This is a genomic window from Akkermansia muciniphila, assembly GCF_002884975.1.
Taxonomy (GTDB): domain Bacteria; phylum Verrucomicrobiota; class Verrucomicrobiia; order Verrucomicrobiales; family Akkermansiaceae; genus Akkermansia; species Akkermansia muciniphila_C.
On sequence record NZ_PJKB01000002.1, the window covers coordinates 24,936 to 50,612 of the forward strand.

The window sequence follows — 25,677 nt, forward strand, 5'->3', positions numbered from 1 at the left end:
TCTCCAAGAGGGTGCGGATAGCTCCCGCTATATTATATATAGTGCGGACGGAAAATCAGTCCGCCCGCAGCGCCAGGATGGCTTCCATGAAATCCTGGGGAATGTTCATGCGGGCCAGTTCTTCCTGGAGGATGACGCCGTTGACTCCGGCGTCCAGCATGCGGCGCGCGTCTTCCACGGTACGGATGCCTCCCGCCGCAAGCACGGTGACGGAGGCCGGAATTTCTTCAACCAGTTTTTCCGTAACGGCCGGATTGGCCTGGAGGGTGTGCGGGTCCGCGTTATTGATGCAGACGAATTCCGCTTCCAGGTCCATGACGGTTTCAAGCTCCTCCAGGGTGTGAACCTCCATCATTACGTCCAGCCCCAGCCCTGTAGCCATGCGGTACAGGGCCTCCAGGTCTTTTTCCGGCATGGCCGCGGCAACCAGGTTGACGGCATCTGCTCCGGCCACGATGGCCTGGCAGATCATGGCCGGATGAATAAACACGTCACGCGCCATAACGGGAACGGTGCTGATTCTGGAAATGGTGGAGACCATGTCCCAGGAACCGCCGTACACCTCCGGATCCACGGCAATGGAGATACCCTGCGCTCCGCCCTGGATAAACATGCCGTACTGGTGGCGGAGGTCCAGGTCCGCCTCATGGATGTTGAGGACGGGATGGACCCTGGCGATCTCCGGGACGACGGAAAGACGGTTTTCCCCAAGGTCCACGGCGGTTCTGAATCCCGCATAATCGTTCCTCTGTATGGCGGAGGCCCGTAATTTCCCTTCCAGGGGAAGGATTTTTTTCAAGTCGGCGCGTTTGCGCTCCAGAATACTGTTTAAATAATCCATATGTTACTTTTTGGGCAGGAAATAGGAACGTTGCTTTTCGGAAATGGGGAGGCCGGCCTGTTCCATGACGCACAGCATGTCCTCCCAGACCTTTCGCTTTTCTGAAATATCTTCCGTGCGGAGAAGGTAGCTGGGATTATAAGTAACGCGTACGGGCGTATCGAACGCCGTATGGAACGTCCCCCGCAGGGCGGAAAGCGGCGTTTCTCCGGATTGGAGGATGCCCCTGGCGGCGATGGCCCCCAGGGCTACCACCACTTTGGGCCGCACCAGCAGGATTTCCTCCCGGAGAATGGGGAGGGAAACCTCTATCTCACGGTCCGTGGGGGGACGGTTGTTGGTAAGCTGCCGGGGAAGGGCGGGGCGGTACTTGACCAGATGAGTCAGGTAAATATCGGAACGGGAAAGCCCCATGGCCTTCAGCATGGCGTCCAGCTTTTCCCCGGAGGGGCCGGCCAGGGGAACCCCCTGCTTTTCTTCATACAGGCCGGGAGCGTCCGTCACCATCATGATGTCAGCCCTGGGGCTGCCGGAAGAAAAAACGGGCGTATCCCGCAGGGAGCCCATTTTCCGGAGCGGGGGCCAGTTAATGACCAGTTCACGGAGGGAGGCAAGTTTTTCCTCCTCGGTTTCTCCTTCCAGATCAAAGGAAATGTGGCGGGGAACGGCTGCTTCTTCCTCCGTTCCGCCCGGCTGCACTCCGCTGAGAATGGCCCGGAGCTCATTGCCGAAGGAAACTTCATCCACGGAATCCAGCTGTGCCTGGTCCGGCATTTCCGGCTGCGGCTGTGATTCTCCGGTTCCGGGGAGGGAGGGAGGAGCGGAGGGGATTTCCCCCCGGGCAATCCTGCGGGCATCCATCACCCATTTTCTCAATACTGTTCTGGCTTCCTCCGTGACGGCAGCTTTCTCCACCCCCCGGGATAACAGGGAGCGCAGATAATCCAGCGTGAGGTGTTGGGGCAGGCCGGGAGACATGTTCGCTCCGGATTGTAATCTATTTCCGTGGGGATGCAACAGCCCATTAGGTGTACACCCACCTGACGGAGAGGGATGCGTGGCGTCATATGGAGAGCGGCGCGGAGAGGAAGAATAAGTGTAAAAAAGGAGGAAATGCTGTAAAATACCAATCTCTTTTGTAACCCGCCAGGAGCGCCGCAGGCCTTTGTTGCAGTTGTAGGAGACGGAGTGTGAGCGAACGAATATGAAAAGAAAGCAGCCTTTGGCCGCGCTTCTGGTGCAGAAGCCGCGGAGGCCTGCGGCGCTCCATGGGCCCATTCCTCCGCTTCCTGTTGGCGGCTTGACCGCCGCAGAGTGTTCCCGGTTTCCATAACACTCTCTTTGCCAGTCTGTATTCTTTTTTTATCCGCAATGCTCCATTACGCTTTTCCCCAGTGGAACACTCCGGCATCCCTCCGGGTAAAAATTCCCTTTTCCCTCTCCCTTCTTTCTGCCTGCATGCCGTGATGTTGGAAGATTGGCGCGGCGGAACCACGGGAAGAGATATGGAAATCGCCGGAACCCTGAACGTTAAAGGGAAATTCGTTCAATGGGAGACGCAAGTTTTCTGCCGCTGACGGCTTCTCCATGACTGGGCTATTGAACTTTTTTAGGGAATCTTTTGAAGGATTGAGGTCGATTTTTATATGCATGGCGTTCATATTCAGTTATATATGTTAAAAATAAAAAAGTGTGTCGTGATATGATAGGAAAAGATGTTTCGTGAAGTATATTATTTGTCATGATATGACAAAAATGCGGCATGTTTTATATATTACTTATTTTTAGTGATTTATATTAATGGCTTTTCCTTGTTTGGAAGGTGGCGGGCGAAAAAAAAGGATTGCCAAGGTAGAAATTATTTCGTAACCAAGAGCCGCCGTTGTCGCTTTTTCGACTTCCGCACATGGCCTGAAGGTTCTGCCGGAGTGATTGCCGTGTGTGTGGCGCCTAACATCATACCGCATGAATTTAAGAATAATTGCCACCCTGTCCTGTGCCGTAGCGGCCATGTTTGTCAGCAGTTGCTCGACGAACGGAGCTGTGACCGGCATGGAGAAATCCAGTAGTGACGCCCTTGTTTTGGCCCGTGCAGGTGAAACAGCCAAGGGGTTTGTTCAACCCCTGGCGCCGAGCCGTTCGGCAGTGCCTTCTTCCAAGCTCCCCAAACTGGGGCGCGACAAACACAAGATGCCGTTTTATCATCCAGCCCAGCGCACCCGTGTGGTACGCACCACGGCTTACACCCATTCCGAACGTGACCATCTGGCCTACGGACCCCGGAATGCCGTTGGTACGACGCTGAAATACACTTCTTCCGTACGCAGCGCCGCCGCGGACTGGTCCGTTTACCCCTTGGGAACCACTTTCCGCATCAAGGGCCAGCCCTACCTTTACGTTGTTGACGATTACGGAAGCGCGCTGGTAGGCACCGGAACCGTTGACATTTACCAGCCCAACAAGAAGTTGATGAAGGAATGGGGCCGCCGTTACGTGGAACTGACTATCGTCCGCTGGGGAGACCCCGCCAACAGTCTGGAAGTGCTCGGCAGCCGCCGCGGCTACAGGCATTGCCGCGCTATGTATGCGGCCCTGCAGCAGCGTGTATCCAAGGGCCTTTACGCCAAGGCTGACTGACCGTCTTCCTGAACCTCTTGCCTGAAGCGCCGCCATTCATGAAAATGGCGGCGCTTTTTTATTTTCCGCCATGGGGGTGGATGGTAGTCTGGCGGCATGGATACGAAAAAACGGGCTTCCATTGTCCGGGAGGAACTCATGTCCCTGTACGGGAACCCTCCCATTCCGCTGACGCACCGTGACCCCTATACCCTGCTGGTGGCGGTCCTGCTGTCGGCCCAGTGTACGGACAAGCGCGTGAACCTGGTGACGCCCGCCCTGTTCGCCCTGGCTTCCACCCCGGAGGAAATGGCCCGGCAGGATGTGGAAACTGTCCGGGAAATTGTGCGGCCCTGCGGCCTCTCGGAAAGAAAGGCTTCCGCCATTGTCAACCTCAGCCGCATCCTGGTGGAAAAATACCAGGGAAAGGTTCCCTGTGACTTCCAGGCGCTGGAATCCCTCCCGGGCGTGGGGCATAAGACGGCCTCCGTCGTCATGGTTCAGGCCTTCGGCGTTCCCGCCTTCCCGGTGGATACGCATATTTTTCGCCTTTCCCGGCTCTGGGGGCTGAGCAAGGGTAAAACGGTGGAGGCCGTGGAGCGTGACTTGAAAAGCCTTTTCCCTGAAAATACGTGGGGGGAACTCCACCTGCGCATTGTCTTGTATGGCCGGGAATACTGTCCGGCGCGGGGTTGCGGAGGGAAGTGCCCCATCTGCAGCCGCCTGGCCCGGGAAGACGGTTCCGAAGGGGTCTGAATTTTTGACAGGGCCCGAATTCAATGCTTGCAAGTCTGAATTTGCATGCTTTAATACACCAGTATCTTTTCGAACAACCATATCACTTAAATTATGAAGAACCTTTTTAGACTGGGTTTCCGTTTTGCCGCATTTGCTTCCGTCCTGATGGCTGCGTTTTCTACATCCGCCTTTGCTCAGGAAGCTGCTGAAGCCGCTGCTCCTCAGGAACAGACCATGCTTGACAAATGGATCATCGCCGGTGGTTGGACCATGATTCCGATTATGCTCGTGGAAGCGTTCATCGTTTTCCTGGTGATCTACAACATGGTTGCTCTGAAAAAGGAAAAATTCTGCCCGGAAGACCTTAAGGTCACCCTGCTGCAGTTGATGGCCGAATGCCGCATCCGCTCCGCCATTGAAGTGGCCGCCGGCAGCCCCACCTACCTGGGCCGCCTGGTTGCGTATGCGCTGCCGAACGTGGATGCCACCCGCCCGGAAGACCTTGGCAAGGACGCCATTGAAGACGCCGTGGCGGACTTTACGGCCAATGAAAGCCGTTCCGTATTCAAATGGATCAACATGCTTGCCCTTTGCGCGCAGATTTCTCCCATGCTCGGCCTCTTCGGTACGGTGCAGGGGATGGTGGGCGCGTTCGGCACGCTGTCCAGCGCCGGGCAGGCAGACCCCACCCAGCTTGCAGGTGACATTTCCGTGGCTCTGTTGACGACCTTCTGGGGCTTGATCAACGCCATTATCGCCACGCCGTTCTTCTTCTTCCAGAAGGGTATTGCCAACGCCCAGATCGCCGAGTGCATCGGCACCGTGCAGGAAATGGTGAACACCTCCATCAACGTGGTGAACGCCGAAGCCCAGCTTGCCCGCATCCCCGAAGGCCTGGCCTGATCGCCGGGGCAGATGGTCCGGTCCGGAAGTTTCCGCCCAGGCGGAGCCGGACCGGAGAATCCCAACCAAATGTAGCTTATGGGTAAGAAAAAAGCCAATGTAGCAGCCGAAGAAGAGAGTGGGGAAATGGATATGTCCCCCATGATCGACATGGTTTTCCTCCTGTTGATCTTCTTCGTGGTGAACGCTACGGCCATTACCGTTAAAAAGGATAAGAACATTCAGATGCCTACGGCCAGCAGTTCCGGCGAAGTGAAATCCGCCAACGGCTGCATCGTGGTGAATGTGTACGGGGAAGGGGAAGGAAAGCGTCCTCCCGGTGTGGACCAAAGCGTCCGCTGGGCTTCAGACGTCAGTACGCCGCTTAACTCTCCGGATGAACTGAAGGAGTATATCAAAAACCTTGCCGAACGCTTCAAGGACAAGCCGGACTTTGAAACCCGCCTCTATCTGCGCGGTGACCAGAAGGCCCTGTTCAAGGGATCCCGGGAAGTGATTCGCGTGGCTGCGGAATGCGGTGTGGTCAAGGTGATCTTTGCCGTACTGCCCTCCAAGAACACCTCTGCAAACAAGGCTGAATAACCACTACGCACCATGGCAAGACATAAGAAATTGGAGATGGTTGAGGATGAAGATCCCAAGCTGGATATTTCCTCCCTCATCGACGTGTGCTTCCTTCTGTTGATTTACTTCATTGTGGCGACCTCCCTGATTCAGGAACGCAAGCTGGATATGTCCATGCCCGGGAGCAGCCAGGGAGAAAATGCCTCCCAGATTGAACCGGCCCTGATCCGTATCATCAAGGACGGCACCATTTACTGGGGCAAGGATAACAGCCTCATGATCGACAACGACATGAACAACCACAACCTGGCGACGCTCGTGCAGCAGCTGGAAGCCAAGAAACAGGAAGCCAGCGCCGTGGGCACCAAGCCGGTGGTTCAGTTGTGGGTGGAGGGTGAAGTTCCCCACCAGCGCGTCATTGACGTGATGAACGCCTTGACGGAAGCCGGGATTACCACGGTGGCCCTGACGGACCTCAAGGATGATTAAGCCATTCACGGATGGGCCGTGTTATTGATTTTCAGCTTCCGGCTGCCTGTTGGGCGCCGGAAGCTTTTTATTGCGTCAAGGGGGGATGGAATCTGCTCCGGCCCGGGATGCGGGATCTTTTTTGAAAGACCGGGATTCCCGGAGACAAAAAGGCCTTTTTGGTTCCAAATCCAACCCTCCCTTAAAGGGACGCGGGCGGGAAGAACTTTCTTGCAAGGATGACTAAAAAGACGGAACTTTCTTCTTTAGAGTTCGCCACATCCTGTTAGAATGACGCAATCCATTACAGATAGGTGCATTCCGCGCATTTGCACGGGTATTCTCCTATCTATTATCTCTTCTGTTTCAACGAATTTTAAACACATGATCAAATCAAACTATACTACTGCACTGGCTGCAGGCCTGGTTTCCGTGTTGAGCATTGGGGCGGTGATGCCGTCCAGCGCACAGCATGGCCCGCGCGATTACCAGCGCACGGCCCTGACCGCCATGAAGGAGGGCAAGTGGCAGGAAGCCCTGGATGCCGTTGACCGCTGCATCCGCGTTTACGAGCCCCGTATCAAAACGCTGGGGCTTGATGACGGCTTTGGCTGGTTCTACTATCAGAAGGGTGTCTGCCTGGCCCAATTGAAGCAATACAAGGAAGCTGTGGAAGCGTTCAAGGCCTGCTACACCAAGTTCCCGAGCGCCAGGAACCAGCTCGTGAAAATGGCCCTGTTCCGTGAAGGGGAAAACTACTGCCGCCTTGGTGACTTTGCCAAGGGTGCGGAGCTGCTGGAAAAATTCCTGAAGGAGTACCGCAGCGACCCTGTCGCCAGGAACGTCAATGCCGGTGAAGTCCAGGGGCTGCTGGCCCAGTGTTATTTCAAGATGGACCCTCCCTCCTTTGAAAAGGGGCTGGAAAACCTTACCGCCTGCGTCAATTCCCGCTACAAGGGGCGCCGCATTACGGATGCCGTGATTACCAACGGCTTCCTGGCGATGGTGGACGCCGCGATCAAGACCGGCAAGTGCCAGGAAACGGTAAAATTTGTGGAAGCCCATCCTTCCGTGATGAACATCAGCCCCACCCGCGTGGCGCTGTATGCTCCCCGGCTGGTGAGCAACATTGCGGAGGTGCTGGGGAAATCCAGCGCTCTTCTCCAGGAAGGAAAGCAGAAGGAGTCTGAAGACTATGCCTCCCTGGCCCTGGTGCTGATGGGGCTCCTGCCGGACCAGGCTGGAGTGATGGCGGACGCCAACCATTCCCTGGACCGCCTGGGCCGCGCTAACGGAGCGGTGCCCGGCGTGACGGACCTCTCCCACACGCTGGACAGGACGAAGGTGACCGCCCTGATCGACCAGTTCAACAAGATGAAGGAGGAAGGCAAGGTCATGGACGCCTTCACGTTCAGCTTCATGGGCAACCAGGCCCTGGTGCACGGCTCCCAGAGGGTGGCCCGCGCCGCTTACAAGCTTATCAATGAATCCTACCCGGACGCCCCGGGCAGGGAAGATAACCTGTACTACCTGGCCATGACCACGTGGCAGCTGGGAGAAGCGGACAAGGGCGGCGAGCTGGTGGCTCAGCACCTGAAGGAATTCCCGAATTCCAAGTATGCCCCCATGCTGAATACGCTGTCCCTGGAAGGCCTCCTGAAGGATAAGAAGTTTGATCTCTGCGTCCAGCAGGCGGACAAGGTCATGGAGCTGCACAAGGGCGATCCCACGCACAAGTTCTATGAACTGGCTCTGTATTGCAAAGGCGCTTCCCTGTTCAACCTGGGCGCTGCCGACGCCGCCCGCTACAAGGAAGCGGTGCCCGTGCTGGAACGCTTCGTGAAGGAATACCGGGACAGCACCTACCTGAAAACGGCCATGTACCTGCTGGGTGAAACCTACACGAACCTGGGCAACATGGATGAAGCCATCCAGGCTTTCACCAATTACATCGCCCGTTTCCCGGACAAGAATGACGCCAACATGGCGGCTGTGCTGTATGACCGGGCCTTCAATTACCTGAACCGTAAGAACCCCGGAGACGAGGAGCTTGCCACGGCGGATGCGAAGGAAATCGTGGACAACTTCAAGGACCACCGCCTGTTCCCGTATGCCAACAACCTGCTGGCGAACCTGTATGCCGGCAGCAAGGAACATGAACAGGAAGCGGAAGGCTATTTCCTGGCCGCGCTGGAATCCGCCAAGAAGCTGGGTGACAAGCGCCCCGCCGCGGAAGCCGTGTACAACCTGCTCATTAATGCCACCAAAAAACCTCTTCCCGTGGAGCCGAAGGAAGCCGTGGAGGCTGCCAGAACGGCGCGCCGTGACGAGGTCAAGAAGTGGTATGACGAGTACTGGAAGAACAGCGACCAGCCCGGCAGCCGCTACAGCCTCCAGCTGGCGGCCGCAGCCATGGACTTCTTCAAGGATGACAAGGAAATGTTTGATCCGGCATCCGTCAAGATGCAGGAAGTCATCGTGCGGGAAGGCAAGAAGGACGATCCCAAGCTGACCGTCCTGCTGGAAGAAGCCGTCAACTCCTACACCAAGACGTACATGGCCGGCAACCAGGCCCTGGGCCGCACTCTGGACGCCAACGCCATGCGCAACCACTTCTACCGCTTCCCCGGCGTGGATAATGACAAGGACAAGACGCTGAGCGCCATGCTCCGCATGGCCGTCATTGCCCAGACGCAGGAACGTTATGAAAAGGCTCCCACGGAAACGGATGAACAGCGTGCCGAGAAAGCCGCCCTGGAAGGCCTGACCAAGCAGCTCTTCGTGGAACTGAAGCGTGACTTCAAGCCCTCGGACCTGCCTCCGTACACGCTCGTGAAGCTGGGCATGCACCTGGCCAATACGTCCCAGCCGGAAGAAAGCATCGCCTACTTTGATGAAATCCTGGACCCCTCGGAACCGGATCCGGTGCGCAAGAAGGCCCGCATCAACGGCATGTCCAAGTACCGCAAGAATGCGATCTTCGGCAAGGCCGTGGCTCTGGGCCGGAGCAAGGACACCGCCAAGGTGGACACCGCCATCAAGATGATGAAGGATGAACTCAGCAAGGAGGAATCCAGCGCCAATCCGGACCGCAAGGCCATGGAAGACGCCCAGTACAACCTGGTCAAGTTCACCTCAGCCCGCCAGGACTGGCCGGCCGTCATTGCCGCCGGGAACAAGTACCGTGAGAACAAGGCGTACAAGAAGAACCTGCCGGAAGTCCTCTTCCTCCAGGGTCAAGCCTACCTCCAGCAGAATGAACTGGACAAGGCCCTGATCAACTTCATGAACATCACGGGCACGTACAAGGGCCTCGTGAAGTGGTCCGCCCCCGCCGTACTGGCCCAGATGGATACGCTCTGGAAACGGAATAACATGTCCCAGGGCGCAGGCAAGCAGCCTTCCGACAGGTACGTCGCCTGGAAGGCCGGAACCCAGTACGTCCAGTTGCTGGATACTCCCGCCAACCGCAAGAAGATGACTGCGGAAGACAGTGCCCTGGTCAACGAGGTGAAGGATAAGACCGCCAAATTCGGTTCTGATCCCGCCGTCAGCCAGGAACGGGCGGACATCGCCGCCTATGAAGCCGCCATCCGCGGCGCCAAGGGCCAGAAGTAACAACAAAAGGTTTAGCAATCAACAATATGAAAGCACTTTCAGTAATAATGGTACTGGCCGGCCTGTCCACCCTGGTCCCGGCCATGGCCCAGAATGTTCAGAACGCCCAGCGCCTGCGCGCCCGGGTATCCGCCCAGAGCATCAAGAATGGACGCCCTACGGATATTTTCATTCTCTCTGCCAATGGCCCCGCGGTCCAGTTTGTGGAAACCAGGGAGTCCCAGGAAGTTCTCCAGCAGATGGCCAGCGCCTTCAAGACGCTGTACATTTTTGAAACGGATGACTTCGTGGACGCCAAGGTAGCCATGGAGAACCGGAAGTACCAGGATGCGCGCAACAAGTTCCACGCCCTGGTTAACAAATATGCCTCCACCCTTTCCATCAAGGACAGCCTGTCCGCCCGGGCGGCAGTCTATGAATTGGAAGCCGCCATGCGCATGATGGACTGGGCCGGGGTGAAGGCTCTGGTGGCCAGATTCCCCGTGAAGGCCAGCAACCTGTCTCCCTCCGCCCAGGATGATCTGGAGGTAGCCAAAATCATGGCCCTCATCCCGGACAAGGACTGGAACGGCCTGAAAACCCGCGCTGCGTCCTTCCTGGCAACCAAGAAGAACGCCACCCGCCTTCAGCAGGCGCGGATGAAGTACGCCCTGGGCGCCGCCGCCATGGTGGCCCAGGATTGGAACAAGGCTCTGGATGACTTTGCGGAAGCCCTGGTGCTGCTGCATGGTTCCGATGAGGAACTGGCCTCCGCCTGCGTGGTCCGTTCCCTGGATGCCTACCTGCGCATGCCGGATGTAGCCAAGTTCCTTGGGGATTCCGCCGTGGCGGCTGCCGTGGAGGCCAGGAAGCACAATCCTGAAACCGTGATCCCGGACATGCAGATGAAGGCGCGCCCCGCTCATGTCAAGGAAGCGGCGGCGTTGTACCGTCTGCATGAACTGATGCTCCCGGACAGGAAGCTGCCGGCCAAGTATGACGGCTTTGCGGTTTCCTACAAGCATCCTGCCGCCGCTGCTCCGGCCCAGGATTCTGCCAAGGCTCCTGCGCAGTCTCCCGCCCAGCCGGAGAAAAAACAGTAGCGAACAGACGCGGCAGGTTTTCTCCTGCCGCCGTCCATTTACCAGGGGCTGTCTTCCTGTGAAGGGAGGCGGCCCCTTTTCCCGTACTTTGGCCGTTTCCTCATGAAGGGCCATTCGGAGAGTTCCGGAACGGGATCACTGCCATACGGGCTGCGGCATGCCTTTACGGGAACGCCTTAAATACGGTATGGCCGTTTAAGGCCTCAATGGCGGTTTGAAGCTCCTTCGTGCAACAAGTTTGCCACGGGGGAACGGCGGGGAAGAAGGGCTTACCCCAGGAGAGGTGCGCTTTTCACGTTCTCCATCCATTTCCTGTACAGGTCCGGGGAGATTTCAGAGGGCTTGATTTCCGAGCGCTCTCCCCAGAAGACCGCCGTGTGCAGCACGGGAATGCCCACGGCTTCCAGATGGCGGTCAATCGCCGCCTTATGGGCAAGCACGGCATTTTTTTCCAGGCCGTGCACCACGCCCATGATTTGCGCCCCGCCGAAGATGTCTCCTCCGGTTCTCCAGTAACAATGGGTCATGCAGATGTGGCGTCCGCATTCCGCTCCGGCCCGGATTTCCATGCCGGCGGGAACCGTCCAGTGGAACAGCCCGTTGTATTTGGTAACGGGGCCGTCATTCGTTTTGGCCCGTACATGTTCCAGGAAGGTGGCGAAGCGGCCGATGACCTGCTTCCGGTCCAGTTCTTCCGCCGTGCGGCAGTATTCCTCCGTTTCCATGCCTGTCTGGGCGGCGCGGAGGGACCAGGGGTCTTCCACCATTTCTTCCGGCCTGAGCTGTTCCTTGACGGAAAGGAGCACCTTCCATTCCTGCCCGGTGAGGGAAACGGTTTTCGTTTCCTGCATGGGAGCCGGCTCCGGCGTCTTGTCCCCGGGCTGGAGGCCCCTGCGGCGCATGTGACCCACCCCCAGCGCAAAGACGCCGCGGGCGGGCAGCAGAACGTAGTCCTCCGCGCCGATGTGGTGTTTGAGAATATCGCAGTGTTCCTCCAGTGTTCCGCAGCCCACGGGCACCTTGACCGTGGTCCAGAGCCTGTAGCGGGAGCCGGGATTGGAGGCGTCCGTGTTGCGGAGCACCACGTGCCCCGTGAAGGGGTCCTGCTCCTTCATCCAGTCGAAGGCCGCATCCAGGTTCTCCTCCGGCAGGGACCAGGCCACCAGGGCCCCCTGCGCCAGCTTGGTAGCCAGCAGCGTCTGGCGCACGCGGCGCACCACCCCGGCCTCCATCATGGCTTTCAGGCGTTCAATGACCACAGGGACCGGATGGCCGCATTGCTCGGAGATAGCATGGAAGGGCAGGCGGCGGAACCCCTTGACGCGGTCTTCCGCCACCATCAGGATGTCCGTATTGACGGGATCGTTCGGAGAGGAGGGAATGCTGTTCATGACGGGTCAAAAAAGGGCCGGGCGATGGTGTCGCCCGGCCCGGAAAGCCGGAGTTGTTTCGTGTTACTGCCCGGACTGGTACAGGGCCTTGTTGTCGTACCGGGCGTCGTAAATGGCGAAGGATTCGCGGTGCTGGTTGTGGTCTCCGCGGAAGATAAGCCTGCCGCTGTGCTGGCGTTCCAGCTCCATGAGCAGGCTGGCGTCTTCATTCTTGAAGCGGGAGAGCACTTCCGAGTTCACGACGATGACCATGTCCCCGATGGTGTCCCGGTATTTCTGGATGCAGGCGTAAATCTGGCGCTGAATTTCCACGCTCATGGTCATCACGGATTTGACGCGTCCGCGGCCTGCGCAGTACGGGCATGGATCATGGACGGATTCCCGGAGGCTTTCATTGAGCCGCTGGCGGGTCATTTCCATCAGGCCGATGGGGGTGATCTGGAGCACCTGGGTCTTGGCCTTGTCACGCTTCAGGCGGTCCTTCATGGCCTTGTACACGGCCTGCTGGTCCTTCCGGTGGCGCATGTCGATGAAGTCCACCACCACCAGGCCGCCGATGTTGCGCAGGCGGAGCTGGCGGGCGATTTCATAGGCCGCTTCCAGGTTGGTATCCAGGATGGTCTTGTCCAGGTCCTTGGTGCCCTTGTTGCGCCCGGTGTTCACGTCAATGGCGATCAGGGCTTCCGTCTCGTCAATCACCAGGTAGCCGCCGCAGGGCAGGAGCACCTGGCGCTGGAAGGCTTCATTGATTTGTTTTTCAATCCCCAGTTCTTCAAAGATGGGCGTGCGCACGGGGAAGTGCTGGATGTGGCGTTTGGCGCGGCGGGAGATTTTCCCCGCGATGGAGCGCATGTGCTCCGTGGTTTCCGCGTCGTCGCAGATGATGTTGTCCACGGTGTCCGTCAGGAAATCCCGGGCCGTGCGTTCAATCAGGTCCGGTTCCTTGTACACGCAGACGGGGGCGGCGTTGGCCTCCTTCTTTTCCTCCACGCCGTACCATTGCTCCAGCAGCATGGCGAGGTCGCGGACAAAGTGGCGGTAACGCTGGCCCTGGGCCACCGTGCGCATGATGATGCCCATGCCGTCCGGCACGTTCAGCTTCTGCATGATTTGGCGCAGGCGCAGGCGTTCCTTGGGGTCTTCAATCTTGCGGGAAATGCCGAACTGGTCCGTGAAGGGCATCAGGACCAGGTAGCGGCCCGCCAGGGAAACATTCGTGGTGACGCGGGGTCCCTTGGTGCCGATGGGGCCCTTGGTGACCTGCACCATGATTTCGGAACCAATGGGATAGATGTCCGGAATGTCCTTGGACGTGATTTTGCGCTGCTGCTTCTTCGGCCGCCCTTCGCGTTCGATTTCTTCCAGGCTGGAGTCCAGCGCAGCGGGCAGGGCGTCCCAGAAGTGGAGGAAGGCGTTCTTTTCCTGGCCGATGTCCACGAACATGGCCTTCAGGCCCGGTTCAATGTTTTTGACGCGGCCCTTGAAGATGCCGCCTACGATATTGTCTTCGCCTTCGCGCTCAATGGTGTATTCTTCCAGTACGCCGTTTTCCAGGAGGGCCACGCGGCGTTCGAGTTTTTCAGCGTTGATGATGATAGTGGAACCTTCCATGGGATCACAGGATCCGAAGCCGAAGGCTCGTTTAATTTTCTTAAGCATTTTTGTAAACACGGGGTGTGAATAAGCTAGGGTGTGCTATTGCCCGCAATGTTCCCGGGGGGCCGTCTCCCGTCAGGAGCGGCTGGAGTTCAAGCTGTAGAGATGGCCGGAAAGGGAGCATGCAGGCAGATGCGTGGATGTGATGCGGCAGTACGTCAGGGGACAAACCCGGAGCGGTGGCTCCGGAGGTTCCGTCTTCAGTCTTCCGCGTCAGTAACATTAGTGAAGAAGTCCAGTTCCTGAAGGGCTTTTCCGGTACCTTCCGCAACGGCGCTCAGCGGATCTTCCGCAATGTGGATGGGCAGGCCGGTCTGCTCATGAAGGAGCTGGTCCAGCCCGCGCAGCAGGGCGCCTCCGCCGGCCAGAACGATACCCCGGTCCACGAGGTCGGCGGCCAGTTCGGGGGGGCAGCGTTCCAAAGTCGTCCGCACGGCGTCAACAATCGTGTTGAGTTGTTCCGTGAGCGCTTCACGCACTTCTTCTGATCGGATCGTCACTGTCTTGGGCAGGCCCGCGACCAGGTCGCGGCCCTTGACCTCGATAGAGAGTTCCTGGGGCAGGGGATAAGCGGAGCCGATGCGGATTTTGATGTCCTCGGCGGTGCGTTCCCCGACCATAAGATTGTAGGTTCTCCTCATGTAGGAGATGATGGCGTCATCCAGCTCATCCCCGGCGCAGCGTACGGAACGGCTGTAAACGATGCCGGAGAGGGAAATAAGCGCCACTTCCGTGGTGCCCCCGCCGATGTCCACGATCATGTTGCCCGCGGCTTCCTGGACCGGAAGGCCCACGCCGATGGCGGCGGCCATGGGTTCCTCAATCAGGTGCACGCGGCGCGCGCCTGCCGCTTCCGCGGATTCCTTAACGGCTCTGCGTTCCACTTCCGTAATGCCGGAGGGAATGGCGATGAGCACGCGGGGCTTGATCAGGTAATACCTGGCGGTAGCCTTTTTGATGAAGTAACGGAGCATTTCCTCCGTGATGTAGAAGTCGGCAATGACGCCGTCCTTCAGCGGCCGGATGGCCGTGACGGAGCCGGGGGTGCGGCCCAGCATGCGCTTGGCTTCGTCCCCCACGGCCAGAACCTTGTCTCCCTTGACGGCGACGACCGAGGGCTCGCGCAGAACAATGCCCTGGTCCTTGACGTTGACCAGCGTATTGGCGGTTCCCAGGTCAATGCCAATGTCATAGGAGAAAAGTTTGACAATTTTCTGAAAGAAAGATGACATAAAAAACTAGTGGATAAAGGCGTAGTCCTGAAACAGCCGGGGGGAGGAACGCCACGCTTTTTCCTTTTCACGGGACTGAAAGCCTGGCACCCGGACCGGGGCTGCGGGATAATCCCGTACAGGACGAATCGACTATGAAAAAACATGCCTTCCAGGTCAAGCGGAAGATGCCGGATGACATATGTATTTGCATTATCTGCAAGGATGTACTATACGAATGAAAGATGGCGGTGATGTTTCTCCGTATATCAAAATTACATTCACTATTCCATTTATGAAAGTCACTCCCATTCTGACGGCGGCAGCATGCCTGGCCGGTTCCTTCTCTCTTTATGCCGACACGGTTTCCGACCAGGAGGAAGCTGCGTCATCCACGGGAGCCTATTCCGTGGCGGGAGCCCTGCGACTGCCGGAAAACATAACGAAAAGGGATGTCTACGGCATGAACGTGGGCTGGAAGCTGTTCAAGGGGAAGAATGCCCCGGAGGGGGTGACCAGTCCCGATTTTAACGATTCCTCCTGGGAATCCGTCAATCTCCCCAACGGCATTGAGCTTCTCCCGGAAGAAGCCAGCGGCTGTTCCAACTACCAGGGCCCGGTATGGTACCGGAAGACGTTCACGCCCCCCGCCCGGCTGGAAGGGAAGAGGAACACCCTGTATTTTGAAGGCATCATGGGGAAGAGCGAGATTTGGGTGAACGGTGAAAAGGCCGCGGAACATTTTGGCGGGTATCTTCCCGTGATTGTTAACCTGGACAAGTGGCTGAAGCCGGGGCAAAAGAACGTCATCGTCGTGAAAACGGACAATTCCAACGACGGTTCCTATCCTCCCGGCAAGCCCCAGGAGGGTCTGGATTTCGCCTACTTTGGGGGCATTTACCGTGACGTTTACCTGATTTCCACCGGGCCCGTGTACATCACGGACCCGAACGAGGCCGGAACCGTGGCAGGGGGCGGCGTCTTTTTCCGGACGGAATCCCTTGATTCCCGCACCCGCAAGGGCAAGGTGGGAGTGAAGGTGCAGGTGGCCAACGATACGGACAAGGAACAGAAGGTGCGCGTGCAGGCGCTGATGACGGACCCCAAGGGCGTGGACCCCGTAGGAGAGACGGCCCCGCTGGTCATTCCGCCCCATTCCACGGGTGAGGTGGATATTCCCCTGGTGATCTCCAATGTGAAGCCGTGGTCACCGGACAATCCCAACCTGTACACCCTGAGCGTGGAAGTGTGGAATGCCGCGGGAGGGAATAATGCCAAGGACCCGGCCCATCTGCTGGACAACCGTTCCATGAGGGTGGGCGTCCGCACGGTGGAAATTACGGAAAAGGGGCTGGTGCTGAACGGCTCCCTGTTCCCTGAAAAACTGATTGGCGGCAACAGGCACCAGGATTTTGCCCGGCTGGGGAATGCCGCGCCCAACAACCTGCAATGGCAGGACGCCGTAAAGCTGAGGAAGGCAGGCATGCGCGTAATCCGCAGTGCCCATTATCCGCAGGACCCGGCCTTCATGGACGCCTGCGACCGCCTGGGCCTCTTTGTCATCGTCGCCACGCCGGGCTGGCAGTTCTGGGGCAAGGGGCCTTTTGCTGACCGGGTTTATGACGACATCCGCCAGATGGTGCGCCGGGACAGGAACCATCCCTCCGTGATGATGTGGGAGCCCATTTTGAACGAGACCCATTACCCGGCGGATTTCGCCAAGAAGGCCCGCGACCTGGTGCATGAGGAATACCCGTATAAGGGCTGTTACACCGCTTGTGACGCGGTGGCCCAGGGCAACCAGTATTACGAGGTGCTGTACGCCCACCCGGCCACGGGGGACAAGCACTGGTCCATCAAGGAGCGGAAGGACAGCAAGCCGTATTTCACCCGTGAATTCGGGGATAACGTGGACACCTGGTCCGCCCACAATTCCACCTCCCGCGCGGCACGGCACTGGGGTGAAGTCCCCATGATGGTGCAGGCCCTCCATTACCTCAAGACTCCCTTCCCGTACACCACGTATGACACCCTGGACGCCGCGCCGGCCTACCACTTCGGCGGTTGCCTGTGGCATCCCTTCGACCACCAGCGCGGTTATCATCCGGACCCCTTCTACGGCGGCATTCTGGATGCCTTCCGCCAGCCCAAGACCTCTTATTACGCCTTCATGTCCCAGCGGCCCCAGAAAACGCGTAACGAGCTCGGCTCCGGTCCCGTGGTGTACATTGCCAACGAGTGCACGCCCTTTTCCCCGGAAGACGTGACGGTGTTTTCCAACTGTGATTCCGTCCGCCTGAGCGTCAACGGAGGCGCGCCGGTGGAAAAGAAGGTGGCGTCCTATCCCAACGGCCTTAAGCGCGTTCCCGTCGTGTTCCCGAAAGCCTGGGATTTCATGGAAAACAAGAAGCTTGCCCGTGCCGGCAAGGAAGGCGCGGTGAAGCTGGTGGCGGAAGGCCTGATTAACGGCAAGGTGGTGACCAGGCATGAAGTGCGCCCGGCCCGCAGGGCGGAAAAAATCCGCCTGCGCCTGGACCGTGAGGAAGGCGTGGAGCTGTGCGCCAACGGTTCCGACGTGTTTGCCGTGGTGGCGGAAGTCACGGATGGCCGCGGAACGGTGAAACGCCTGAATGATGAGGAACTCGTCTTTTCCGTGGAAGGTCCTGCCGAGCTGCTGACGGATTCACCGGACGGTACCCTCACCCAGCCCGTCAAGTGGGGCTCCGCTCCGGCGCTGGTGCGCCTGGGCACGAAGCCCGGCACGGTGAAGGTGAAGGCCTCCGTGAAGCATCCCGGCTCCCAAAAACCCGTTTCCGGCGTCTTAAAGTTTGACACGAAGGCTCCCGGGTTGAAAATGCTCTTCACGGAAGATGCCGTAGGCAGGGCGAAGAAGAACGCCGGCGTGCCGTCTTCTGCGGCGGCGCCTGCTTCCGAACGGGAGAAATCCCTCCAGATGGAGCTGGAAAAGGTGCGCCATGAACTCAATACCCTGCGCAATGACAAGGTAAGCGCCCAGCAGACACACTTTGAATAAGGGAAGGCCGCGCCATGCTGAGAGAAAAAATAGTCCGTATCTGCCTGCTCCTGCTCCGGCTGGGAATGGGGGGCTTTTTTCTCTTTGTGGCGGGGCGCAAGCTGTTCCACCTGGACCAGCTCCAGGCGACTATTGACCGGTTCGCCATTTTCCCGGAGGCCTGGGGGCATCCCCTCGCCTGCCTGGGGGTGGCGTGCGAGATAGTGGTAGGGCTGGGGCTTCTGTTCCGCAGAACCTGCGCCGGCGCCGCGCTGCTGGGCAGTGCGCTGACGTTCACGTTTGTGGCCCTCTTTGTGCAGGGCTGGATCAGGGGGCTTTCCCTCTCCTGCAACTGCATCGGCGTGGAAAGGGAGGTGACCAGCTATCCCTTTGAAGTGGCGTGGAGGCTGGGGCTGTTCCTGCTGATGCTGGTGATCCTGTGGAACTCCTGCCGCAAGGGGAAGACGTATTTCAATGTGACGCGCCTGGATTTCAGTGAGATGTGAGGGAAGGGCGGAATGATTTAAGTTTTTTGGGAGACAGGCTGTCCTGATGAAAGAGGGCCGGGAGACGGAAAGCGGAGTATGGGGCCGGCAGGAGAGGTGGCCTGTACGGTGAACGAATTCCCCAATTGTTCCCGGTGGCGCGGCCATCGAAAAACGGGCTGGAAGGATAATGTTTCCGTGATATGCAGAAGGCATCCAGCTGGCTTATTGCTGCTGCCGTCTTTCCCATGCAGGTAAAAAACCAGGGCAACCTCCGCAGAAGCTGCCCTGAAAACGGTTGGCCGCACTTTGCCCAGCACCGTCTTACAGCTTGTGGCCGAAGGTGTCTTCCGGCTTCAGGGACTTGATCAGTTCCAGCAGGAGCTTGACGGTGTTTTCCACGTCCGTGAGGGCCGCCGTCTCCACCGGGGAGTGCATGTAGCGCAGGGGCACGGATACCAGGGCGGAGGCTACGCCGTTGCGGGAAACGTAGATGCTGTCCGTATCCGTTCCGGTGCGGCGTCCGGCGGCTTCATGCTGGAGCGGGATCTTGTTCTTGTCCGCCACGATTTCCAGGCGCGCCACCAGATTGGGATGGTTGGCCGTGCCGTGGATGACCGCGGGGCCGCCGCCCAGCTTGATGTCTCCAAATTTGCCCTTGTCCAGTCCGGGGGAGTCCGTTGCGTGCGTCACGTCAATGCAGATAGCCGCGTCCGGACGCAAGCGGTGGGTAATCATTCCCGCGCCGATGCAGCCCACTTCCTCCTGGACGGCGTTCACGAGCGCTACATTCCAGGCGAGGGGCTTTTTCAGCTTGCACAGTTTCCTGGCTATTTCCGAGAGAATGAAGCCGCTCAACCGGTTGTCCAGGGCGCGGCACACCAGCTTGCTTTCATTCATCAGCATGGGGCCGTCGCAATAGACGCCCACATGGCCCACGCGCAGGCCGAGTTCCGCCACCTCCTTGTCAGAGGAGGCGCCTACGTCAACGTAGATTTCCCATATTTTAGGTTCCTTCTCACCGGGCTCCCGCAGATGGATGGCCGTGTTTCCGGTTACGCCCATCACTTCCCCCTGGGAACCCAGGAAGCGCACGCGGCGGCCGCGGGCAATGGCCGTATCCGTGCCGCCCACGCGCTCCACGTACAGGAAGCCGTCCTTGGTGATATGGCGGATCATGAATCCGATTTCATCAGCATGGGCTTCAATCATCAGCGTGGGGGCGTCCTCCGCGTCCGCGTGGACAACGGCCCAGGTATTGCCGTAGGTATCGCACTGGACGTCTTCCGTATACTTGCGCAGTTCATCCGCCCAAATGCGCTGGGCGTCTATTTCAAACCCGGAGGGGCTGGGCGTTTCCAGAAGTTCCGTTAAAAATTCAAGGCTGTCGTCGCTGATCTTCATGGCCTGTATAATAGCACTGATCCGGGAGGCGCTCAACAGGAAAGGACGGCTGCGGCATGGAGCCGGAGAGGACGCCCGCCACGTAAAAGGGCCCCGCCCGCATGGGCTGCGGGCGGGGCCTGGAAATAAGGCAAAGGCGCGGAGGAATCAGGCCTGCTTGTCTGCGGAAAGTCCCGCCAGCACGTCCTGCTTGTCCATGATGTATCCGGTGTCCGGATCATGGTACTGCGTGGAGTACACGGAGGTTCTGGCGCTGCCGTAGGGGTCCGCCTCCCTGGCGATGGGAAGCCGGTCCGACAGGGAGGGGAAGCAACTTTCCACCAGTTCAAAGGTGGTAACGGGTTCCGGAACCAGATTCACGGAGAAGATGCCGCATTCCCACGCCTTTTCCACGTCCCTCACCAGGCGGTGCATGGGGTAGAGCTGGTGGCGCTCCAGCAGGAATACTTCCAGTTCCCCGGTTTCTTCCGCGGCTCTCGTCAGCAGGTCCGCCACGCTCATATCCGTGCCCGTTCCGGTGACTTCCGGCAGGTACACGTTCAGTACGCGCCCGAAGCGGAGGTTGATGAAATCCCTCAGCTCCGCCAGGGCTGCAAGCCACGGATCCCCGGATTCATGGAGCAGGGGGGAAAGTTCGTTGCCCGTTTCCGGCTGGGTGTCAATGCAGGTGGCGTATGTCACCCGTTCCGCCTTTACTTCATGCAGGATGTTGATCAGGTTGTCCACCTGCGCCGTGAAGCGGGCCATGTCTTTCCGGCTGGCGCCGCGCCCTTCCCAAAGGGAGGGGCAGATGATGACGGCCTGCCCGAAGTCCTTGCCGCGCAGTATGGGCAGGTTGCTTTCATCAATCAGGTAGTCAAAATACCTTTTTGAGGACCAGAAGGCGCCGAGGGCGCAGGTGGAACCAATGAGTGCCGTATCTGTCATGGGGGTGCGGAGGTTGGGCGGTTGAATGGGATGAGGCCGTTATTTCAGGGCGTCAAAGGCGGATTTGAAGAGGAAGTAGCCCCAGCCCCAGTCTTCATGGCCCGCCCAGTCCTTGTCGTAATGGTGGCGGGGCAGCAGGAAGCGTTCCGGATGGGGCATCAGGCCCATGGCGCGGCCGGTGGAGTCCTGAAGGCCGGCGATGCTGCATTCGCAGCCGTCCCGGTTCTCCACGTATTGCAGCGCCACGTTGCCGGCGGCCAGGTATTTTTCCGCGTCGCCGGGTTTGGTGACCAGGCGCCCTTCCGCGTGGGCGGAAGGCAGTTCGAATTCATCCGGGAGGCCTTGCAGGAAGGGGGAATCCTTGGCCACCTTCACCAGTTTGGCCCACACGCATTCAAAGCGTTCCCTCTTGTTGTCAATCAGGCTGGAGGAAGGAAGGATGCCCATTTTGGTAAGGATCTGGAACCCGTTGCAGATGCCCAGGATCAAGCCATTATTGGCGTGGTGCCTGTGCAGGGCGTCTCCCAGGAAGCGTTCCGTTTCCAGCTGGGCCAGGCGTCCGCTGGTGACGTAGTCCCCGTAGCTGAAGCCGCCGCTGAGGACGACGAGCTGGGATTTGGCTACGTGTTCCTGCGTGGCCGTGGCGATGGGCTGGACCTGGGTGGAGAAGCCGGCGGCGCGCAGGGCGCGTTCCGTTTCCGCATCACAGTTGGTGCCGGGGTATTTCAGTAAAAGTGCGTGAGGCATGTCGTTAGATGGTAAATCGTTGATAGGGTTGAATCCTGGCTCCGGAGATCAATAGTAGGGGGTAAGGCCGTCCTTCCAGAGCTTCTTGAGCTTGGCTATGTCGCACTCCAGCACCTTGTCCCCGCCGCAGCAAGTGGCCGTGAGGAGTTTTTCTTCCGTTGCCTTGCCGATGCAGGCGCAGGGGAAGCCGTTCATGGCCGCCTCAAAGTCCGCGGCAAATTCCGGGTCCACTTCCACCAGGATGCGTCCGGTGCTTTCACTGAACAGGGGGACCGCGGGGGATTTCCATCCGCCGGCGGTCGGCACCTTGGTCAGGTCCAGTTGAACGCCGCCCTTGCCGGAGAAGGCCATTTCCGCCGCCGTGACGGCCAGGCCGCCTTCGGAAACGTCGTGCGCGGAGAGCACCAGGCCGGAGGTCAGGGCGTCGTAATAAGCCTTGTACAGGGCCATGTTCTTCACGCAGTCCGTCTGCGGTACCTTGGCGTCTTCCACACCGTGGGTGCGGGCGAAGACGGAGCCTCCCATTTCATCTTCCGTGTTGCCGATGAGGTACAGCAGGCTGTCCGTGCGGCGCAGGGAGGAACCGGTGGCGTGTTCCGGGCTTTCCACCACGCCGAAGCCGGAGCAGAGGAAGGTGACGGGCACGTTGATGGGGCCGTCTTCCGTTTCAAAGTAGTTGTAGAAGGAATCCTTGCCGGAGATGAAGGGAGCGTTGTAGGCGTCCGCCGCATGGGCGATGGCCTTCACGCATTCCACCAGGCGTCCGAGTTCCCTGGGGTCTTCCGGGTTGCCCATGCAGAAGTTGTCCAGCAGGCCGATCTTGTCCGGGTTGGACCCCACCAGGATGAGCTGGCGCACGCATTCGTCCACCGTGCCGGTTCCCATGGCGTACGGGTCCGTCTTGCCCCATTCCGGAAGAATGGCGCAGGCCATGGCCATGCACTTGTCAGAACCGTCAATGTCCACCACGGAGCCGTCCTGCGGGGCGTCGGACTGGGTGCCTGCCAGGGGCTTCAGGATGGTGTTGCCCTGCACCTCGTGGTCGTACTCGCGGATGATGGGCTCGCGGGAGACGATGGCGAAGTCCCCCATAATGGTTTCCATGGACTTGTCCAGGTCCTTGTCCGGCAGCGGCTGGCCGGTAAGGCCCTTGCCGGGGGTGAAGACGGATTCCAGTTTTTTGATGGGAGCGTCATGCAGCTTGGAGTTGTCCAGGGAGCACACCAGTTCCCCGTTGTGCCAGACCTTGAGGATGCCTGTATCGTCGGAATGACCCAGGACGGTCAGCTCCGTCTGGAACGTATCGGCCAGCTTCCGGAGTTCCGGCAGGTCCTTTTCCTCCACGGCAATCACCATGCGTTCCTGGGACTCCGACAGGAAGATTTCCCAGGAGATGAGGCCCGGTTCCTTCAGGGGGGCGTTATCCAGGAAGATTTCCCCGCCCGTGACGGAGAGCATTTCCCCGGCTGCGGAGGAGAAGCCGCCCGCGCCGCAGTCCGTGATGAAAACGATCAGGCCGCGTTCCCGCGCTTCCATGATGAAGTCCAGCGTTTTCTTTTCTTCAATCGGGTTGCCGATCTGCACGGCGGTAAAGTCCTCTTCATGGGAGGCTTCGTCCAGGGCGGCGGAAGAGAAGGTGGCTCCCTTCAGGCCGTCGCGGCCCGTCCGTCCGCCGATGACGATTACCTTGAGGCCCGGCCGCATTTCCTTCAGGATGTCCTCACGGGGAATGACGCCGGCGGTGCCGCAGAATACGAGCGGATTGTAAATGTAAGTGGGGTCAAACTGGATGGCGCCGTTCACGGTGGGAATGCCCATGCGGTTGCCGTAGTCACGCACGCCGCGCACCACGCCGCGCATGATGCCCAGCGGATGGATGACGTCCGGGGCGGTGATGGAGGCTGGGTCTGTATCCGGGGCGCCGAAGCAGAAGACGTCCAGGGAGGCGATGGGCTTGGCGCCCTTGCCCGCGCCCAGGATGTCGCGGATGACGCCGCCCAGCCCGGTATTGGCCCCGGCGTACGGTTCAATGGCGGAGGGGTGGTTGTGCGTTTCCGCCTTCAGGCAGACGGCCAGCTTGTCGTCCAGGGCAATGAATCCGGCGTTGTCGTCAAACGCGCTGAGCACGAAGCCCGGCTTGCGTTCCATAATCTTTTCAGACGGCTTCTTGATGAACGTCTTGAACAGGCTGTTGACGGTTTCCGGCGCGCCGCCGTTAACGCTGTGGCTGATGTCTGCGGAGAAAATGCGGTGCTTGCAGTGCTCGGACCAAGTCTGGGCGATCACTTCCAGTTCCACATCAGTGGGGTCGCGGTCGATTTCACGGAAAATCTGCTGGACCACTTCCATGTCCTCACGGGACAGGGAAAGCTTCTGCTTCTTGCTGAGTTCAAGCAGTTCGTCGCTGCTCAGGTCCCTCACGGGAACGGTGCGGTAGGTTTTGGCGGACATGTTCTGAGAAAAGGGAAGGGTTAGGCGATGGTCCAGTTATGGATGGCGGGGTTGCAGACGTCCTTGGCGAAAAGCGCCGCCAGGGATTCCTTGTCCCCCTGGCCGAAGACGTACACGCGCTGGGTAATTTTCAGGCCGTCCAGGGTAAAGCCCATGTTCTTGCGGCCGCGGTAATTTTGCAGGATGGCCTCCTTCTCCAGGTCCAGGGCGCCGGCCTTCATGCCGTAGTCAATGGTGAACAGGGCGTCTTTCAGGATGGGGGCGTCCTGTTCGCTGCATTCCTGGGCGATGGGGTCCACCAGCACACTCAGGAGGTACTCGCGGGCTTTCTGTTCATCCCCGCTGATTTCCACGGTGTAAACGCGGCTGCGGCGGAAGGTGAGCCCGGCGTTCAGGGGAGTGTAGAGCAGGGCGTCGGCATTGGCCGCGGCCTGGAATCGGCTGATAACTTCAAAGTGGAGGGTCATATCGCTCAAGAATGTTGGTAAAATGAAAAATGGGGGCCGGTCGGACAACCGGCTCCCATGAAAGGGGGAAGGGCTCAGGCCTTGTTCTGGAGCCGGGAGAGGACCTCCTCGTAGGCTTCCATCACGTTGCCCAGGTCCTGGCGGAAGCGGTCCTTGTCCATCTTCTCGCCGGTCTTGATGTCCCACAGGCGGCAGGTGTCCGGGGAAATCTCGTCAGCCAGCACGATCTGGGAGGGATCTTCCGCCAGACGGCCGAATTCAATCTTGAAGTCCACCAGCGTCAGGCCTACCTGCTTGAAGAAATCAATCAGCACGTCGTTCACGATGCGGGCCTGGTCCTTCAGGAAGGCGCATTCCTCTTCCGTGGCGGCGTTCAGTTCACGGGCGTAATCATCATTGATGAAGGGATCGCCCAGATCGTCGTCCTTGTAGGAGAACTCCACGATCGGCTTCTTGAAGGGGGTGCCTTCCTTGACGCCCATGCGGCGGCTGAAGGAACCGGCGGCGATGTTGCGCACGATCACTTCCAGAGGGAGGATGGAAACCTTTTTCACGTCAATGTTGATGTCGTCCACGTCGGCGACCAGGTGGGTCTTCACGCCCTTGCTTTCCAGCATGCGGTAGATGACCAGGGTGATGGCCTTGTTCATCCTGCCCTTGTTTTCAAACTGGGCTTTCTTGGCGCCGTTTCCGGCGGTGGCGTCGTCCTTGTATTCCATGCGGAGGACGTTGGGATTGTCGGTCGTATAAAGGCGTTTGGCCTTCCCTTCGTAAATAGGTTCCATGATACGTGTTGCGCAGGGGTTGAATGCGTGCGGGGATGTTACGCCACCCTCCCCGCAGGGTCAAGCCGCAACTGGACGAAGGAGGGGGGCGCCTCCGCGCGCCAAAAATGGAGCGTTCCGGAAAAGGAATGGAACAGAAACCGGAAGGGAGGCGGTGTCTCCGGTTTGCGCATCCCCTCCGTCGCGTGGTGAGGGCCGTCAGGGAGATTGCGGTTCTCCAATGGGGAACGGAATTGACAAGGGCCATCCAACCGGACAAACCCGGTTTTCCGGTCTCTGGACTCGGGTCTTTTCCGGAGAGGCGCAGAGG

Annotated in this window: 21 protein-coding genes; 9 read left to right on the forward strand and 12 right to left on the reverse strand. The window is 59.1% G+C overall.

Annotated features, from left to right (window positions below; all coding sequences use genetic code 11):
- Positions 1-55: 55 nt before the first annotated feature.
- From CXU21_RS06180 to CXU21_RS12165, 3 genes are all read right to left on the reverse strand, one after another.
- A complete protein-coding gene (locus tag CXU21_RS06180) occupies positions 56-841 on the reverse strand; it encodes a hypothetical protein (RefSeq protein ID WP_102712191.1) in 786 nt (261 codons plus the stop codon).
- Between the two features lie 3 nt (positions 842-844).
- Complete coding sequence (locus CXU21_RS06185) at positions 845-1,819, reverse strand: uracil-DNA glycosylase (RefSeq protein ID WP_180972688.1); 975 nt, start codon at positions 1,817-1,819, stop codon at positions 845-847.
- A 401-nt stretch (positions 1,820-2,220) separates the two neighbouring features.
- A complete protein-coding gene (locus CXU21_RS12165) occupies positions 2,221-2,502 on the reverse strand; it encodes a hypothetical protein (RefSeq protein ID WP_146016989.1) in 282 nt (93 codons plus the stop codon).
- Positions 2,503-2,806: 304 nt separating this feature from the next.
- On the opposite strand from CXU21_RS12165, the gene CXU21_RS06200 reads away from it, so the two are divergent.
- The 7 genes from CXU21_RS06200 (at position 2,807) to CXU21_RS06230 (ending at position 10,830) form a co-directional block, all read left to right on the forward strand.
- Positions 2,807-3,478, forward strand: coding sequence for a 3D domain-containing protein (locus tag CXU21_RS06200; protein ID WP_257996475.1), 672 nt, complete (start codon positions 2,807-2,809; stop codon positions 3,476-3,478).
- A gap of 96 nt (positions 3,479-3,574) precedes the next feature.
- Positions 3,575-4,213 carry an endonuclease III gene (gene nth, locus CXU21_RS06205; RefSeq protein ID WP_102725463.1) on the forward strand — a complete coding sequence of 213 codons (639 nt, stop codon included), beginning with the start codon at positions 3,575-3,577 and terminating at the stop codon, positions 4,211-4,213.
- Between the two features lie 93 nt (positions 4,214-4,306).
- Positions 4,307-5,098 carry a MotA/TolQ/ExbB proton channel family protein gene (locus CXU21_RS06210; RefSeq protein WP_102712183.1) on the forward strand — a complete coding sequence of 264 codons (792 nt, stop codon included), beginning with the start codon at positions 4,307-4,309 and terminating at the stop codon, positions 5,096-5,098.
- 78 nt (positions 5,099-5,176) lie between these two features.
- Positions 5,177-5,680, forward strand: a complete 504-nt coding sequence (locus CXU21_RS06215; RefSeq protein WP_102712181.1) for an ExbD/TolR family protein — start codon at positions 5,177-5,179, stop codon at positions 5,678-5,680.
- A 12-nt stretch (positions 5,681-5,692) separates the two neighbouring features.
- The gene (locus CXU21_RS06220) at positions 5,693-6,151 is read left to right on the forward strand and encodes an ExbD/TolR family protein (RefSeq protein WP_102712179.1); all 459 of its coding nucleotides are present in this window, start codon (positions 5,693-5,695) and stop codon (positions 6,149-6,151) included.
- A gap of 363 nt (positions 6,152-6,514) precedes the next feature.
- Complete coding sequence (locus CXU21_RS06225) at positions 6,515-9,748, forward strand: tetratricopeptide repeat protein (RefSeq protein ID WP_180972689.1); 3,234 nt, start codon at positions 6,515-6,517, stop codon at positions 9,746-9,748.
- A 26-nt stretch (positions 9,749-9,774) separates the two neighbouring features.
- Complete coding sequence (locus tag CXU21_RS06230; RefSeq protein WP_146016990.1) at positions 9,775-10,830, forward strand: hypothetical protein; 1,056 nt, start codon at positions 9,775-9,777, stop codon at positions 10,828-10,830.
- Between the two features lie 269 nt (positions 10,831-11,099).
- On the opposite strand, the gene CXU21_RS06235 is transcribed toward CXU21_RS06230, so the two are convergent.
- The 3 genes from CXU21_RS06235 to CXU21_RS06245 all read right to left on the reverse strand — a co-directional run bounded on the left by CXU21_RS06235 (position 11,100) and on the right by CXU21_RS06245 (position 15,109).
- Entirely contained in the window at positions 11,100-12,221 is a 1,122-nt protein-coding gene (locus CXU21_RS06235; RefSeq protein WP_102725466.1) for an AsnC family transcriptional regulator, read from the reverse strand.
- A 63-nt stretch (positions 12,222-12,284) separates the two neighbouring features.
- Complete coding sequence (locus CXU21_RS06240; protein WP_102712169.1) at positions 12,285-13,832, reverse strand: Rne/Rng family ribonuclease; 1,548 nt, start codon at positions 13,830-13,832, stop codon at positions 12,285-12,287.
- Between the two features lie 245 nt (positions 13,833-14,077).
- Positions 14,078-15,109 carry a rod shape-determining protein gene (locus tag CXU21_RS06245; protein WP_012419593.1) on the reverse strand — a complete coding sequence of 344 codons (1,032 nt, stop codon included), beginning with the start codon at positions 15,107-15,109 and terminating at the stop codon, positions 14,078-14,080.
- Between the two features lie 274 nt (positions 15,110-15,383).
- Between CXU21_RS06245 and CXU21_RS06250 the strand changes: the two genes are divergently transcribed.
- Both CXU21_RS06250 and CXU21_RS06255 read left to right on the forward strand, forming a co-directional pair.
- The gene (locus CXU21_RS06250; RefSeq protein ID WP_102725467.1) at positions 15,384-18,122 is read left to right on the forward strand and encodes a glycoside hydrolase family 2 TIM barrel-domain containing protein; all 2,739 of its coding nucleotides are present in this window, start codon (positions 15,384-15,386) and stop codon (positions 18,120-18,122) included.
- A gap of 14 nt (positions 18,123-18,136) precedes the next feature.
- Positions 18,137-18,607 carry a MauE/DoxX family redox-associated membrane protein gene (locus CXU21_RS06255; protein ID WP_102712165.1) on the forward strand — a complete coding sequence of 157 codons (471 nt, stop codon included), beginning with the start codon at positions 18,137-18,139 and terminating at the stop codon, positions 18,605-18,607.
- 303 nt (positions 18,608-18,910) lie between these two features.
- Here the strand turns inward: CXU21_RS06255 and CXU21_RS06260 are convergent, their stop codons facing one another.
- The 6 genes from CXU21_RS06260 to purC form a co-directional block, all read right to left on the reverse strand.
- Positions 18,911-19,990 carry a M42 family metallopeptidase gene (locus CXU21_RS06260; protein WP_102712163.1) on the reverse strand — a complete coding sequence of 360 codons (1,080 nt, stop codon included), beginning with the start codon at positions 19,988-19,990 and terminating at the stop codon, positions 18,911-18,913.
- Between the two features lie 147 nt (positions 19,991-20,137).
- Entirely contained in the window at positions 20,138-20,917 is a 780-nt protein-coding gene (locus CXU21_RS06265; protein ID WP_102725468.1) for a hypothetical protein, read from the reverse strand.
- A gap of 39 nt (positions 20,918-20,956) precedes the next feature.
- Positions 20,957-21,664, reverse strand: a complete 708-nt coding sequence (locus CXU21_RS06270) for a phosphoribosylformylglycinamidine synthase subunit PurQ (RefSeq protein ID WP_102725469.1) — start codon at positions 21,662-21,664, stop codon at positions 20,957-20,959.
- A 48-nt stretch (positions 21,665-21,712) separates the two neighbouring features.
- Positions 21,713-24,115 (reverse strand): phosphoribosylformylglycinamidine synthase subunit PurL, encoded by a 2,403-nt coding sequence (gene purL / locus CXU21_RS06275; protein WP_102725470.1) that lies wholly within the window; start codon positions 24,113-24,115, stop codon positions 21,713-21,715.
- A gap of 20 nt (positions 24,116-24,135) precedes the next feature.
- A complete protein-coding gene (locus CXU21_RS06280; RefSeq protein WP_102725471.1) occupies positions 24,136-24,582 on the reverse strand; it encodes a hypothetical protein in 447 nt (148 codons plus the stop codon).
- Between the two features lie 74 nt (positions 24,583-24,656).
- Positions 24,657-25,367, reverse strand: coding sequence for a phosphoribosylaminoimidazolesuccinocarboxamide synthase (purC, locus tag CXU21_RS06285; RefSeq protein ID WP_022397579.1), 711 nt, complete (start codon positions 25,365-25,367; stop codon positions 24,657-24,659).
- Between the last annotated feature and the right edge of the window lie 310 nt (positions 25,368-25,677).

What these genes read in the sequence shown, in the direction of transcription:
- CXU21_RS06180 (WP_102712191.1), bottom strand. Translation starts at nt 841, where the DNA reads ATGGATTATTTAAACAGTATTCTGGAGCGCAAACGCGCCGACTTGAAA.
- CXU21_RS06185 (WP_180972688.1), bottom strand. Translation starts at nt 1,819, where the DNA reads ATGTCTCCCGGCCTGCCCCAACACCTCACGCTGGATTATCTGCGCTCC.
- CXU21_RS12165 (WP_146016989.1), bottom strand. Translation starts at nt 2,502, where the DNA reads ATGAACGCCATGCATATAAAAATCGACCTCAATCCTTCAAAAGATTCC.
- CXU21_RS06200 (WP_257996475.1), top strand. Translation starts at nt 2,807, where the DNA reads ATGAATTTAAGAATAATTGCCACCCTGTCCTGTGCCGTAGCGGCCATG.
- nth (WP_102725463.1), top strand. Translation starts at nt 3,575, where the DNA reads ATGGATACGAAAAAACGGGCTTCCATTGTCCGGGAGGAACTCATGTCC.
- CXU21_RS06210 (WP_102712183.1), top strand. Translation starts at nt 4,307, where the DNA reads ATGAAGAACCTTTTTAGACTGGGTTTCCGTTTTGCCGCATTTGCTTCC.
- CXU21_RS06215 (WP_102712181.1), top strand. Translation starts at nt 5,177, where the DNA reads ATGGGTAAGAAAAAAGCCAATGTAGCAGCCGAAGAAGAGAGTGGGGAA.
- CXU21_RS06220 (WP_102712179.1), top strand. Translation starts at nt 5,693, where the DNA reads ATGGCAAGACATAAGAAATTGGAGATGGTTGAGGATGAAGATCCCAAG.
- CXU21_RS06225 (WP_180972689.1), top strand. Translation starts at nt 6,515, where the DNA reads ATGATCAAATCAAACTATACTACTGCACTGGCTGCAGGCCTGGTTTCC.
- CXU21_RS06230 (WP_146016990.1), top strand. Translation starts at nt 9,775, where the DNA reads ATGAAAGCACTTTCAGTAATAATGGTACTGGCCGGCCTGTCCACCCTG.
- CXU21_RS06235 (WP_102725466.1), bottom strand. Translation starts at nt 12,221, where the DNA reads ATGAACAGCATTCCCTCCTCTCCGAACGATCCCGTCAATACGGACATC.
- CXU21_RS06240 (WP_102712169.1), bottom strand. Translation starts at nt 13,832, where the DNA reads ATGGAAGGTTCCACTATCATCATCAACGCTGAAAAACTCGAACGCCGC.
- CXU21_RS06245 (WP_012419593.1), bottom strand. Translation starts at nt 15,109, where the DNA reads ATGTCATCTTTCTTTCAGAAAATTGTCAAACTTTTCTCCTATGACATT.
- CXU21_RS06250 (WP_102725467.1), top strand. Translation starts at nt 15,384, where the DNA reads ATGAAAGTCACTCCCATTCTGACGGCGGCAGCATGCCTGGCCGGTTCC.
- CXU21_RS06255 (WP_102712165.1), top strand. Translation starts at nt 18,137, where the DNA reads ATGCTGAGAGAAAAAATAGTCCGTATCTGCCTGCTCCTGCTCCGGCTG.
- CXU21_RS06260 (WP_102712163.1), bottom strand. Translation starts at nt 19,990, where the DNA reads ATGAAGATCAGCGACGACAGCCTTGAATTTTTAACGGAACTTCTGGAA.
- CXU21_RS06265 (WP_102725468.1), bottom strand. Translation starts at nt 20,917, where the DNA reads ATGACAGATACGGCACTCATTGGTTCCACCTGCGCCCTCGGCGCCTTC.
- CXU21_RS06270 (WP_102725469.1), bottom strand. Translation starts at nt 21,664, where the DNA reads ATGCCTCACGCACTTTTACTGAAATACCCCGGCACCAACTGTGATGCG.
- purL (WP_102725470.1), bottom strand. Translation starts at nt 24,115, where the DNA reads ATGTCCGCCAAAACCTACCGCACCGTTCCCGTGAGGGACCTGAGCAGC.
- CXU21_RS06280 (WP_102725471.1), bottom strand. Translation starts at nt 24,582, where the DNA reads ATGACCCTCCACTTTGAAGTTATCAGCCGATTCCAGGCCGCGGCCAAT.
- purC (WP_022397579.1), bottom strand. Translation starts at nt 25,367, where the DNA reads ATGGAACCTATTTACGAAGGGAAGGCCAAACGCCTTTATACGACCGAC.